Genomic DNA, 12,925 nt, shown 5'->3' on the forward strand with positions numbered 1-12,925 from the left:
ATTATTTTGAGTAAAATAAGCACTGTTCGTTCTTTAGTAGGAAATATCCTCCTTCGCTTCTTTCAAAATTCAATTGACACTTAATAGGACATTACCTAAACTTAAGAAAGTGATTTGTTTTATTTGACTTAACTGGAGGTACTAAAAAGTGCAAACACAACCTAATATAAACACGCCACATTCTACGAAGAAGAAATGGCAAATCTGGTGGCAATTAACACGTCCACATACATTAACAGCTGCCTTTGTTCCTGTATTACTAGGTAGCGCATTGGCTATTTATGAAACGTCGATAGATGCTGGCCTTTTTATCGCCATGATGGTTGCTAGTCTTTTCCTTCAAATTGCAACGAATATGTTCAATGAATATTATGACTTCAAACGCGGCAATGACACAGCTGAGTCTGTAGGGATTGGTGGAGCAATTGTTAGAGAAGGGATTAAACCACATGTTGTGCTTAACTCCGCTTTAGGGTTATACGGCGCTTCCATCTTGATAGGGATTTATATTTGCATGAATAGCAGTTGGTGGTTAGCAGCTGTTGGACTTCTAGGTATGGCTATTGGCTATTTATACACAGGTGGGCCATTACCAATTGCCTATACACCTTTTGGTGAAATTATTTCTGGTTTTGTTATGGGTATGTTACTTATTTTAATCTCATTTTTTATTCAAACTGGTACAGTAACTACGACAAGTGTTCTTGTGGCCATTCCTAGTCTTTTATTAGTTGGAGGTATTATGCTCTCTAATAATATACGAGACTTAGATGGGGACAAGGAATTTGGTCGAAAAACATTAGCTATTTTAATCGGACGTCCAAAAGCCGTAAAATTATTAGCAACCATGTTTATCGTTTCATATATATGGGTATTTATTTTAATTGTAATGCAAATTGTTTCACCATGGCTTGCACTCGTAGTGCTAAGTGCGCCGAAACCAATCAATGCCATTAAAGGCTTTAAAGGCAAGACAATTGCATATGAGATGGTCCCAGCAATGAAAAATACTGCCCAAACAAACACTGTATTTGGATTACTACTTTCTATAGGATTATTAATCGGATATATTCTATAAAATCAGTAGCATTTTGCTAAGCGCCTTTTACTTATAAGGCGCTTTTTCCTACTTTTTTTAGCATTCAATCTCTGCTTAGCGTACCATAAAATGATAAAATAAATGAATAATTATCGCAATTTTTCACTTATTCCAACCAACAACGGCACATCTAGAAAGCGACTAAAGTATTTGAACTAGGTCATATTATAAGAAAAGCAACAGTGAAACCTACTAATAATCAAGATAAAAACTTAATACATCCTGAATTCACCCATGTAAGATGCTAAATAGGAATAGATACAAAGGACGAAATCTCACTAAAGATTGTAAGGAGGATGAAAGATGCTGGATAGTCAGTATAAAGCACAATGTAGTACCGAGTATAGCCGTTTAAAGACTGTCGTATTATGCGAACCAACCTACATGAATATTGAGAATCAAATCAATGAAACACAAAGAAGGTATTCTGATAAAGGCTTTAATGTGGAGCAAGCCATCATTCAGCATCAACAATTCGTTGCAAAATTAAAAGATTTAGGGATTGAGGTCGTACTTTTACCTCCAGGTAAAAACTATCCTGAACAAGTATTTACGCGTGACATTGGTTTCACCCTTGGGGACACTGTATTTATCGCTGCGATGGCAACGAAAATAAGACATGGTGAGGAAGATATTTTACAAGAGTGGTTAAAATCTCATAATGTATCTTATAACAACATAAAACATGGTCATGTTGAAGGTGGAGATGTCATTATCGATCAAGATACCGTTTATATTGGACAAAGTGACCGTTCCGATACGATTGGTATTCAATATTTACAATCTAAATTACCACATATGAAAGTATTACCAGTACCATTCACTAAATCCTTTTTACATTTAGACTGTATCTTTAACGTGCTGTCTCCTACAGAAGCACTCCTATATCCAGGACAAATGGATAAAAAAGTAGAAGAATATTTATATTCAAGATATGACATTATTGAGGTCTCTAAAGAAGAACAGTTCACACTAGGAACAAATGTCCTTTCTGTAGGTAATAGACAAGTATTCTCACAACCAATCAATTCACAAGTAAATCGAGCTCTGAGTCAAAGAGGCTTTGAAGTAATCGAAGTAGATATTTCTGAAATCATAAAATCCGGTGGTGCCTTCCGCTGTTGCACAATGCCCCTATTACGTTTAACAGACCCAACCTATTTTGATTGAGGGAATAGATAAGATTGGGTGAATAAGAAATTTAGACACTCTCTCCGTTTTTTCTAGCATTTATAATATATTTGTACAAGTGCTTATAAGGTCCAACATAAATAAAAAGCAGAAGTGTGTATAATGAAGCACACTCCTGCTTTTTTTATCTATTTAATTCTCCATATCCCTTGGGCATATTCATTAATTGTTCGGTCGCTGGAAAAGTAACCCGATTTAGCGATATTGTTAAGGCTCATTTTCCGCCATTTCTCCTGTTTTTCATAAGCGTACCCCGCTTTTTCCTGAATATGAACATAGCTAGAGAAATCACGTAAAACAAAATATTGGTCATTTTCCATAATTAGCGAATCATAAATGGGGTCAAATTCATCAAATACATCTGGAAAGAAACCATTTCTTAACTGGTCCATTACTTGCCGGATTCGATGATCATGATGATAATATTCAGTCGCTTGATAACCACCATGAGCATAATAATGATTGACCTCATCAGAGCGTAAACCGAAGATAAAAATATTCTCATCACCTACGCGCTCATGAATTTCAACATTAGCACCATCCATCGTTCCAACAGTAATCGCACCATTCATCATGAATTTCATATTTCCAGTTCCAGATGCTTCTTTACTTGCCGTCGAAATTTGCTCACTAATGTCTGCTGCAGGAAAAACATCCTCTGCCAGTGATACCCGATAGTTCTCAAGGAAAATTACCTTAAGGTATTCATTTGTTTTAGGGTCATTATTTACCTTTTTAGCAACAGTATTAATGAGCTTTATTACCTTCTTAGCAAAATAATATCCTGGAGAAGCTTTCGCACCAAAAATGAAGGTACGGGGATGCATTTTAAAACTCTCATCTTCTTTGATTCGATTATATAAATACATGACATGAAAAATATTTAATAGTTGTCTCTTATATGCATGTAGTCTCTTTACTTGAATATCGAATATGGAATGTGTATCAATTTTTATTCCTGTTTGCGTAAAAATACGATCGGCAAGATTTTCTTTATTTGCGTGTTTAATATCAGCAAGTCTCGTTAACAAGTCTGTATCATTTTCATATTTTAATAATAATGCCATTTGCTCAGGATCGCGAATCCATTCCGCTCCTAACCTTTCTGTTATTAAATCAGCAAGCGACTGATTAGATTTAAGTAACCAGCTACGATGCGTAATGCCATTTGTTTTATTATTAAACTTCTTAGGAAAAAACTGATAAAATGAATGCATTTCGCGATATTTTAATATCTCGGTATGGAGTGCAGCCACTCCGTTTACACTATGGCTACCTACAATAGCCAAATGAGCCATTTTTACTTGGTCATGAGCAATAATCGCCATGTTTTCGATATGCTGCCATTTGCCAGGATACTTTTCCCAAAGCTTTGCACAGAACCGTTCATTGATCTCATTTACAATCATATACATTCTTGGTAATAACGGTTGGAAAATACGAACTGGCCATTTTTCTAGTGCTTCAGATAAGGTCGTATGATTAGTGTAAGAAATTGTTTGTGTAGTTACTTCCCAGGCATCATCCCAACCAAGCTTTTCTTCATCAATTAATATCCTCATTAATTCTGGAATCGCTAATACTGGATGCGTATCATTAATATGAATACTAATATATTGATGGAATTCCTTCATATCCTTATGCTGTCTTTTAAATGAGCGTATGATCGACTGAAGACTTGCACGAACTAAAAAATATTGTTGTTTTAACCTCAGTATTTTGCCTTCATCTTGCGTATCATCAGGATATAAAAACTCAGATATTGCTTCAGTCTCTTTTTTATATTTTAATACATCTTGATTGGTTGGATAACGGACTGGCTCTGCACTCCATAACCTAAGTGTATTAATCGTTTCAGTATGATACCCGACGACTGGCATATCATATGGTACTGCAGTCACTCTTTCAGCATGGATATGTTGAAACACTTGTCTGCCATTTTCTTCACGTATATCTACTTCTCCCCAAAACGGAATTTCAACTGATAAATCTGCCTTTCTCACTTCCCAGACATGACCATTTCTTAACCATTGATCGGGTAGTTCTACTTGATATCCATCAACCACTTTTTGTTCGAATAACCCGTGCTTGTATCTAATCCCACAACCATGGCCAGGCAAATTAAGAGAAGCTAATGAGTCAAGGAAACAGGCTGCTAATCGACCTAAACCTCCATTACCTAATCCTGCATCTGATTCTACTTCCTCTAAAGAGCTTAATTCGATACCTAAATCTTGCAACCCAGCAGACACCACTTGCTCTATCCCTAAATTTAATAAGTTGTTTCGAAGTAGTCGACCTAATAAAAACTCTATCGACAAATAATAAACCTGCTTTACTTGGTCTATCCTGTAACGCTCATTGGTATTAATCCATTCCGTACTTACATACTCACGTATTAATAAGCCCAATGTATAGTAATGATCTTTTTCTGTGCTATCAGCAAAGCTTTTTCCGCATGTCATCTCTAGCTTCTTTAAAAATGCCTCTTTAAATTCTTCTGTATTAGAAAACATGGCTCTCACTCCTAGAGATCACATCTGAATATAATTGATTATATTTAAAAGCGGATTGTGCCCAACTATAATCTTTTTCCATAGCAGTTATAACTAATTGACTCCACAGTGGTTGATTCCGATAATATGCTAGTGCTCGACGATAAGTATAGAGCATATCATGTGCGTTAAAATTTTTAAAAGTGAACCCCCAGCCCTCACCTGTCTGGTCATTATAAGACTGTACGGTATCATTCAACCCTCCTGTTTCTCTTACTATAGGAATGGCACCATATTTCATCGCAATGAGTTGACCTAATCCACAAGGCTCGAACTTAGACGGCATCAAAAATAGATCAGCACCCGCATATACTTGATGCGCTACTTCTTCATTGAACCCAATATAACATTTACATTTTTCCCCGTAATTTGCTTCCATTTTTCTGAAGAAATCTTCAAACGCTATATCGCCTGTACCAATAAGAATAAATTGCACATTTTCTTGCATCATTTCATGGAATACTCTCTCTATTAAGTCCATACCTTTTTGTTTTGTTAACCTTGTGATCATAGCCACAATGGGGGTATTCCGATCTATCTTTAAATCGAATATTTTTTGTAAATATGCCTTGTTTTCCTTCTTTAATAGCCATTGCTCTGAATGAAATGCTTGATAAATCGTCGCATCTTTCTCTGGGTGATAGACGTCTTCATCAATTCCATTCAATATCCCAATTAAATGGTCATTTCTTTCCTGTAACAAACCATTCAATCCCTCACCAAAATAATCTGTTAGAATCTCATCTCTATACGTAGGACTTACAGTTGTTATTTGATCAGCTGCTACTATGGCACCTTTCATAAAATTAATACAATCATAATACTTTAATTGATCTTCACGATAATACTCAAACCCCAACCCAAACAAATCATGAATGGCATCTTTAGGGAAGACACCTTGAAAGTGTAAATTATGAATCGTAAAGACTGTTTTAATCAATTCATACCCACTTCTTTTTTGATAATGAACTCTTAATAAAAAAGGAATCATGCCTGTATGCCAATCATGGCAATGAATAATATCAGGATAATAGTCGAGCTGTGCCAGTGTTTCTAATACAGCTCTATTAAAATAAGCAAATCGCTCACCATCATCATCGTAACCATATAATTTTTCTCTCTTAAAATAGTATTCATTATCTACAAAATAAAAAGTAATATCATTTAACTCGAGCACTTCAATTCCACAATATTGATTGCGCCAGCCAACAGCGACTACGAATTCGGCTATCTTTTTTGTCTTATTCTTATATAAGGCAGGGATGTTCCCATACTTCGGTAATATTATTCTTACTTCCGTCCCTTGTTTCGTTAATTCCTTCGGTAACGAACCTGCGACATCTGCTAATCCACCTGATTTAATAAAAGGGACACATTCTGAGACGGCAAATAATACTTTCACGAATTCATCAACGCTCCTTGAATTGACCCTTTTTTAACAACAAAAGGGACCGATTGTGTGCATGTTAAGTAGGTTCCTTCTTCTACTTTCACATCTTTATCTAAAATAACAGAATCTAATACACACCCCTCTTGAATCTCACATTTCTGCATAATCACACAGTTTCTTACTATCGTATTTTTACCGACTTTTACACCCCTAGCAATAATACTATTTTCTACTTTTCCTTCTATTTGGCAACCGTTGGCCACAATAGAATTCTTTACTTCACAACCATTTAGATATCTTGTTGGCGGTTCATCTTTTACTTTTGTATAGATTGGAAAATCTCTTAAAAATAAATTTCTCCAGACATCAGGGGTTAGTAGTTCCATGCTCGCTTGAAAATAAGATTGGACAGAATCGATAGTTACTGCCTCCCCCTTATATTCATAATGACAAATTGTGTAAGGCTGATGGATATCAGCCATAATATCACTTATGCATGTATAACCTGTTTGTCTGCGAGTTTGAATCATATCTATTAGAAGATCTTTTTTGACCAAATACATCTCTAAAGGTTGATTTAGCTGTTGAATTGACGTAATATCACAGCCAGATTGAATATGCCGCTGTAAAACTGGTGAGAAATCAATATTACAAACGGTATAGCAATTAGCAATTAATGCATAATCTTGTGAACTACGATAAAAATAATCAATGTTAGCAACAAAATGATTAAATGAACCAATCCCACTATTTGAACTATCAATCATCGGTGATGGGAAGAAGAAAAGACCATCTCTTTTTCTATCTAAATCCCAGTTCTTCCCCGATCCTAGATGATCCATCAAAGATCGGTATTGATATTTCGGAAAAATCGCCACACTCTCTATTCCTGAATTGACCATATTAGAGAGAATAAAATCTATTAGTCTATATCTTCCAGCAAAAGGAACAGCAGCTAAAGAACGATGAAGGGTTAACTCATCCAGTCCCTTATGATAAGTTGTCGCATCAATGACTCCTAATAAACGATTATTCAATCAATATCCCCCCAGTAAAAATCATACGGTTCTACATTTATGCAAAATGACAAATACTTTCTGGCGTGATTAACAATACTTCACTTGTTTCTTTTCTTTCTTTAATTACTGTCCCATCTGGTATAACTATATTTGAAGGGACAATGACCTTTTCTAATATGACATTCTTACCAATCCTTGTATTTGGCATAACTACTGATTCTTTAATAACAGACCCTTTATCAATCGCTACACCTTGAAAGAGAACTGATTTGATTACCTCGCCTTCAATCGTACATCCTTCATTTACTAAAGATTGTTTGACCTTTGCTTGTGGAGAAATATATTGTGGAGGATGGTTAGGATTAACTGAGTAAATTCTCCAGTCTTGATCAAAAAGATTTAACTCACAATTTTCATCTAATAAATCCATATTAGCTTCCCATAGACTTTGAACTGTACCGACGTCTTTCCAATAACCATTAAAAGGATAGGCATAAAGTTTCTTATTTAACTTCAACATCTCAGGAATAATATCTTTTCCAAAATCATGGCTTGAGTCCTTATTTTGATTATCCTTTTGTAAAAACTCATTTAGTACTGACCATTTAAAGATATAAATGCCCATTGATGCTAAATTATTCTTTGCTTGCTCAGGTTTTTCTTCAAAATCTTCTATTCTCATATCTAAAGAAGTATTCATAATACCAAAACGATTTGTTTCATGCCACGGGACCTCTATAACAGAGATTGTCGCATCAGCTCCTTTACTAATATGGTAATCTAGCATTAAGTCATAGTTCATTTTGTAAATATGGTCACCTGATAAAATTAATACATATTCGGGGTTATGTTGCTCTAAATAATTGATATTTTGATAGATAGCACTTGCCGTACCTGTATACCATTTGACTTCAGAAGATTCACTGTAAGGGGGAAGTACTGTCACGCCGCCATTTCTTCTATCCAAATCCCATGCGCTTCCTATGCCAATATATGAATTGAGTATTAGCGGTTGATATTGTGTTAGTACACCGACTGTATCGATACCTGAATTTGTACAATTACTAAGTGTAAAATCGATGATGCGGTATTTACCTCCAAAAGGGACAGCTGGTTTAGCAAGCTCCTTCGTCAAAGAATTAAGGCGGCTTCCTTTACCTCCAGCAAGCAGCATCGCTACACATTTCTTGTTAGCCATTTACAACATCACTCCTTTTTCTTTTTCTAACAGGACGTAAAACTGAAATACCGAATGGTGGTATCGTCATTTCGATGCTGTATGGTTTTCCATGGTAGGATTGTTTTTTTGTATTTAATACTCGTTTATTAATACAATGAGAGCCACCAAATTCATGATTATCACTATTAAACACTTCTCTATAACTCCCATTTTTAGGAACACCCATTCGAAAATTCATATATACTTGAGGGGAAAAGTTACATACAACAATTAATATTTCTTCTTCTTCTACTCCTTTACGAATAAATGAAAAAATGGATTGCTGATGGTTATTAGCATCAATCCACTCAAAACCTTCTGATCTGTGGTCCCATTCATATAATGATTTAGATCTCTTATATAACTTTATTAACTTCTTCACATAATGATTCGTTTTTGCATGCATTTCATACTGAAGTAAGTGCCAATCCAACTGTTCTTCATCTTTCCACTCGGCAAATTGTCCTAGCTCAAACCCCATAAATAACAGCTTTTTACCTGGATGTGTCATCATAAAACCTAAGAGCAAACGATATTGGGCAAATTTTTGCCAATAATCTCCTGGCATCTTGTCTAGCAGGGATTTCTTCCCATGGACAACCTCATCATGTGATAACGGTAAGAGAAAATTTTCGGAGTATGCATACATTAAAGAAAAAGTCATTTTATTATGGTGGTATTGTCGTTCACCTGGGGCTTTCTCCATATAAGATAATACATCATTCATCCACCCCATATTCCATTTATAACTGAAACCTAATCCGCCATAGTGAACAGGAGCCGTTACTTGGGGCCAATCAGTAGAATCCTCTGCCATCATCAAGATAGAGGGATCATAAGCAAACACAGCTTTATTTAATTTCTGTAAAAATTGAATACCAAATGGATTTTCCCTCTTCTCGTTATTAGGCCAAAAAATAATATTTGATACTGCATCAATTCTAAATCCATCGACATGGTATTTTTCCATCCAAAAAATAGCATTGGATATGAGGAAACTATGAACCTCTGTTTTACTTAAATTAAAATTAGCTGTACCCCAAACAAAATTTTCCCTATCAGCTTCTGTTTCGTATTCATAAACATATTCACCATCTAAACAATATAGCCCATGTTGATCTTTACAGAAATGTCCTGGTACCCAATCTAAAATAACACCAATATTATTTTGATGGCATTGATCGATAAAAAACATTAAATCTTTTGGTTCACCATATCTACTCGTAGCCGAATAATAGCCTGTTCCTTGATACCCCCATGAACGATCATAAGGGTGTTCAATTATAGGCATCAATTCAATATGTGTAAAACCATGCTCCTTTACGTAAGGAATGATTTCTTCTGCTAGTTCACTGTATGTCAATAAAAGGCCATTCCTCTTTTTCCATGTACCTAGATGCATCTCATATATCATCATAGGTTCTGAAAATGCTTTCCTTTGTTGTTTTTCCTTTTGCCAGCCTTGGTCCTTCCATTTGTAATCTTCTAAAGAATAGACAATCGAAGCAGTTCTGGGTCGTAATTCTGAACAAAAAGCAAAAGGATCAGCCTTTAAAAAAGTTTGTTCATCCTTGTTCTTAATTGCATATTTATAAATTTCTCCTGTTAAATCTCCATCTAGCTGAATTGTCCATATCCCCTCATTATTTACTTTTTCCAATGAAAAACCTTCGCCATTCCAATGATTAAAAGAGCCAACTAATGATATTGAGGAGGCATGTGGAGCATAGATAGTAAAGCAAGTAACCCAATTATCTCCTTCTTTATGACGGTGTGATCCAAACAGTTCGTATGCCTTAAATAAGCTTCCTTCATGAAACAAGTGCATTTCGAATTCAGTGGGGTATGCAGTTGTATTCATTTTAATTCATTCCACTCCTTGTATTACATTACTCTTTCTTAATTAATTCGTCTTAAGTATAAAAATCCCTTGTTATTTTTCAAATTATTTTGACATCTAATGACAGATAATATAACATCCAAAAGTGTTAGCCACATAAAAAAGAAGCTGTCAACATAAGTTGACAGCTTCTTTTTTATGACCCCTACGGGATTCGAACCCGTGTTACCGCCGTGAAAGGGCGGTGTCTTAACCGCTTGACCAAGGGGCCAACTGGCGGAGAAGGAGGGATTTGAACCCTCGCGCCGGTTGCCCGACCTACACCCTTAGCAGGGGCGCCTCTTCAGCCACTTGAGTACTTCTCCATATGGCTCCGCAGGTAGGATTCGAACCTACGACCGTTCGGTTAACAGCCGAATGCTCTACCACTGAGCTACTGCGGAATAATATAAATGGTGGGCCTAAATGGACTCGAACCATCGACCTCACGCTTATCAGGCGTGCGCTCTAACCAGCTGAGCTATAGGCCCCTATTTAAGCGGGTGAAGGGAATCGAACCCTCATCATCAGCTTGGAAGGCTGAGGTTTTACCACTAAACTACACCCGCAATGGGGCGGCTGATGGGAATCGAACCCACGAATGTCGGAACCACAATCCGATGCGTTAACCACTTCGCCACAACCGCCATAAAAAATGGCTCAGGACGGAATCGAACCGCCGACACAAGGATTTTCAGTCCTTTGCTCTACCGACTGAGCTACTGAGCCAAAATAATAAATATGTAAATGGCGGTCCGGACGGGACTCGAACCCGCGACCTCCTGCGTGACAGGCAGGCATTCTAACCAACTGAACTACCGGACCAGATTGCGGGGGCAGGATTTGAACCTGCGACCTTCGGGTTATGAGCCCGACGAGCTACCGGACTGCTCCACCCCGCGATAATAATATGAATGGCGGAGGAAGAGGGATTCGAACCCCCGCGGGCTTTAACACCCCTGTCGGTTTTCAAGACCGATCCCTTCAGCCAGACTTGGGTATTCCTCCGAATAATGGTGGACCTTGTAGGACTCGAACCTACGACCGGACGGTTATGAGCCGTCTGCTCTAACCAGCTGAGCTAAAGGTCCATCATTCTATCTATGGTAGCGGCGGAGGGGATCGAACCCCCGACCTCACGGGTATGAACCGTACGCTCTAGCCAGCTGAGCTACACCGCCATAGAATATATTGTATAAAATTAATTGGTGGAGCCTAGCGGGATCGAACCGCTGACCTCCTGCGTGCAAAGCAGGCGCTCTCCCAGCTGAGCTAAGGCCCCTAAAATAAATATGTATATCTAGTGGTCGGGAAGACAGGATTCGAACCTGCGACCCCTTGGTCCCAAACCAAGTGCTCTACCAAGCTGAGCTACTTCCCGAAACATAACGCGCCCGAGAGGAGTCGAACCCCTAACCTTTTGATCCGTAGTCAAACGCTCTATCCAATTGAGCTACGGGCGCTTAATTTTAAAAGAATGGTGCCGAGGACCGGAATCGAACCGGTACGGTAGTCACCTACCGCAGGATTTTAAGTCCTGTGCGTCTGCCAGTTCCGCCACCCCGGCACATATTGGAGCGGAAGACGGGATTCGAACCCGCGACCCTCACCTTGGCAAGGTGATGTTCTACCACTGAACTACTTCCGCAAATATTTAAAATGGTGCGGGTGAAGGGAGTCGAACCCCCACGCCTTGCGGCGCCAGATCCTAAGTCTGGTGCGTCTGCCAATTCCGCCACACCCGCATATTAAGATGATCAAATGGTGAGCCATGAAGGACTCGAACCTTCGACCCTCTGATTAAAAGTCAGATGCTCTACCAACTGAGCTAATGGCTCGTACAAAGCACGAGTGGTGCCGGCCAGAGGACTTGAACCCCCAACCTACTGATTACAAGTCAGTTGCTCTACCAATTGAGCTAGGCCGGCAAATACACACAAAAAATGGTGGAGGATGACGGGATCGAACCGCCGACCCTCTGCTTGTAAGGCAGATGCTCTCCCAGCTGAGCTAATCCTCCAATATGTATGCCCGGCAACGTCCTACTCTCACAAGGGGACAGCCCCTAACTACCATCGGCGCTGAGAAGCTTAACTTCCGTGTTCGGTATGGGAACGGGTGTGACCTTCTCGCTATCGCCACCGGACTTTTTAAAGACATTTATTATTATAACGTCTTTTATGAAAATTTCAAGAGAATTTTTAAATCATTCTCTGAAAACTAGGTAATGTTGAAGAAGATATTTATTGAGTAATGGCCTGAATGCGTGCTGACGTACTACATAAGTAGTGCTGTCCAGCTGCGGCGCCTAGGTGCTCGAGGTCATAAGTCAAATTTGTCATGAGGTTAAAGAACAACCTCCTGTCAAATCCGTCTTATGCTTGTCGCACCTGAACAAGGCGCCTCCGCATTTCAAATTGGTTAAGTCCTCGATCGATTAGTATTAGTCAGCTGCATGTGTCGCCACACTTCCACCTCTAACCTATCAACCTGATCATCTTTCAGGGATCTTACTAGCTTACGCTATGGGAAATCTCATCTCGAGGGGGGCTTCATGCTTAGATGCTTTCAGC

At 38.2% G+C, this 12,925-nt stretch carries 7 protein-coding genes, 21 tRNA genes and 2 rRNA genes; 2 read left to right on the forward strand and 28 right to left on the reverse strand.

Annotation, left to right across the window (positions count from 1 at the left end; translation table 11 throughout):
* Nucleotides 1-148 precede the first annotated feature (148 nt).
* Together LCM23_RS22295 and LCM23_RS22300 are read left to right on the forward strand one after the other, a co-directional pair.
* The gene (locus LCM23_RS22295; protein WP_224938850.1) at nucleotides 149-1,078 is read left to right on the forward strand and encodes a 1,4-dihydroxy-2-naphthoate polyprenyltransferase; all 930 of its coding nucleotides are present in this window, start codon (nucleotides 149-151) and stop codon (nucleotides 1,076-1,078) included.
* A gap of 324 nt (nucleotides 1,079-1,402) precedes the next feature.
* Nucleotides 1,403-2,269 (forward strand): dimethylarginine dimethylaminohydrolase family protein, encoded by an 867-nt coding sequence (locus LCM23_RS22300; protein WP_224938851.1) that lies wholly within the window; start codon nucleotides 1,403-1,405, stop codon nucleotides 2,267-2,269.
* 149 nt (nucleotides 2,270-2,418) lie between these two features.
* On the opposite strand, the gene LCM23_RS22305 is transcribed toward LCM23_RS22300, so the two are convergent.
* The 28 genes from LCM23_RS22305 to LCM23_RS22440 form a co-directional block, all read right to left on the reverse strand.
* The gene (locus tag LCM23_RS22305) at nucleotides 2,419-4,806 is read right to left on the reverse strand and encodes a glycogen/starch/alpha-glucan phosphorylase (protein WP_224938852.1); all 2,388 of its coding nucleotides are present in this window, start codon (nucleotides 4,804-4,806) and stop codon (nucleotides 2,419-2,421) included.
* Nucleotides 4,796-6,247 carry a glycogen synthase GlgA gene (glgA, locus tag LCM23_RS22310; RefSeq protein ID WP_224938853.1) on the reverse strand — a complete coding sequence of 484 codons (1,452 nt, stop codon included), beginning with the start codon at nucleotides 6,245-6,247 and terminating at the stop codon, nucleotides 4,796-4,798. The genes LCM23_RS22305 and glgA overlap by 11 nt, the downstream gene beginning before the upstream one ends.
* On the reverse strand, nucleotides 6,244-7,272 hold the full coding sequence (locus LCM23_RS22315; RefSeq protein WP_224938854.1) for a GlgC family sugar phosphate nucleotidyltransferase: 1,029 nt from the start codon (nucleotides 7,270-7,272) through the stop codon (nucleotides 6,244-6,246). The genes glgA and LCM23_RS22315 overlap by 4 nt, the downstream gene beginning before the upstream one ends.
* 37 nt (nucleotides 7,273-7,309) lie before the next feature.
* Nucleotides 7,310-8,452, reverse strand: a complete 1,143-nt coding sequence (locus LCM23_RS22320) for a glucose-1-phosphate adenylyltransferase (protein ID WP_224938855.1) — start codon at nucleotides 8,450-8,452, stop codon at nucleotides 7,310-7,312.
* Entirely contained in the window at nucleotides 8,445-10,334 is a 1,890-nt protein-coding gene (glgB, locus tag LCM23_RS22325; RefSeq protein WP_224938856.1) for a 1,4-alpha-glucan branching enzyme, read from the reverse strand. Before glgB ends, LCM23_RS22320 begins: the two co-directional genes overlap by 8 nt.
* Nucleotides 10,335-10,512: 178 nt before the next feature.
* Nucleotides 10,513-10,584, reverse strand: a tRNA-Glu gene (locus LCM23_RS22330).
* Nucleotides 10,585-10,587: 3 nt separating this feature from the next.
* A tRNA-Ser gene (locus LCM23_RS22335) sits at nucleotides 10,588-10,678 on the reverse strand.
* 3 nt (nucleotides 10,679-10,681) lie between these two features.
* Nucleotides 10,682-10,756, reverse strand: a tRNA-Asn gene (locus tag LCM23_RS22340).
* 10 nt (nucleotides 10,757-10,766) lie between these two features.
* Nucleotides 10,767-10,843, reverse strand: a tRNA-Ile gene (locus LCM23_RS22345).
* A 7-nt stretch (nucleotides 10,844-10,850) separates the two neighbouring features.
* Nucleotides 10,851-10,921 (reverse strand) — tRNA-Gly (locus LCM23_RS22350).
* Nucleotides 10,922-10,923: 2 nt separating this feature from the next.
* Nucleotides 10,924-10,999: transfer RNA gene (locus LCM23_RS22355), tRNA-His, on the reverse strand.
* Nucleotides 11,000-11,008: 9 nt separating this feature from the next.
* Nucleotides 11,009-11,081: transfer RNA gene (locus tag LCM23_RS22360), tRNA-Phe, on the reverse strand.
* Between the two features lie 19 nt (nucleotides 11,082-11,100).
* Nucleotides 11,101-11,177, reverse strand: a tRNA-Asp gene (locus tag LCM23_RS22365).
* A 3-nt stretch (nucleotides 11,178-11,180) separates the two neighbouring features.
* Nucleotides 11,181-11,254 (reverse strand) — tRNA-Met (locus LCM23_RS22370).
* Between the two features lie 13 nt (nucleotides 11,255-11,267).
* Nucleotides 11,268-11,360, reverse strand: a tRNA-Ser gene (locus LCM23_RS22375).
* 6 nt (nucleotides 11,361-11,366) lie between these two features.
* A tRNA-Ile gene (locus tag LCM23_RS22380) sits at nucleotides 11,367-11,443 on the reverse strand.
* A 13-nt stretch (nucleotides 11,444-11,456) separates the two neighbouring features.
* Nucleotides 11,457-11,533 (reverse strand) — tRNA-Met (locus LCM23_RS22385).
* 25 nt (nucleotides 11,534-11,558) lie between these two features.
* A tRNA-Ala gene (locus LCM23_RS22390) sits at nucleotides 11,559-11,634 on the reverse strand.
* A gap of 22 nt (nucleotides 11,635-11,656) precedes the next feature.
* Nucleotides 11,657-11,733: transfer RNA gene (locus LCM23_RS22395), tRNA-Pro, on the reverse strand.
* 8 nt (nucleotides 11,734-11,741) lie between these two features.
* Nucleotides 11,742-11,815: transfer RNA gene (locus LCM23_RS22400), tRNA-Arg, on the reverse strand.
* Between the two features lie 15 nt (nucleotides 11,816-11,830).
* A tRNA-Leu gene (locus LCM23_RS22405) sits at nucleotides 11,831-11,919 on the reverse strand.
* 6 nt (nucleotides 11,920-11,925) lie between these two features.
* Nucleotides 11,926-12,000: transfer RNA gene (locus LCM23_RS22410), tRNA-Gly, on the reverse strand.
* Nucleotides 12,001-12,012: 12 nt separating this feature from the next.
* Nucleotides 12,013-12,097, reverse strand: a tRNA-Leu gene (locus tag LCM23_RS22415).
* Nucleotides 12,098-12,114: 17 nt separating this feature from the next.
* A tRNA-Lys gene (locus LCM23_RS22420) sits at nucleotides 12,115-12,190 on the reverse strand.
* 14 nt (nucleotides 12,191-12,204) lie between these two features.
* Nucleotides 12,205-12,280, reverse strand: a tRNA-Thr gene (locus LCM23_RS22425).
* Nucleotides 12,281-12,296: 16 nt separating this feature from the next.
* Nucleotides 12,297-12,372 (reverse strand) — tRNA-Val (locus LCM23_RS22430).
* Nucleotides 12,373-12,381: 9 nt separating this feature from the next.
* Nucleotides 12,382-12,498: ribosomal RNA gene (rrf, locus tag LCM23_RS22435) — 5S ribosomal RNA — on the reverse strand.
* A 271-nt stretch (nucleotides 12,499-12,769) separates the two neighbouring features.
* Nucleotides 12,770-12,925: ribosomal RNA gene (locus tag LCM23_RS22440) — 23S ribosomal RNA — on the reverse strand; the annotation flags it as partial.

The organism is Cytobacillus kochii, from assembly GCF_020171845.1.
GTDB lineage: Bacteria > Bacillota > Bacilli > Bacillales > Cytobacillaceae > Cytobacillus > Cytobacillus kochii.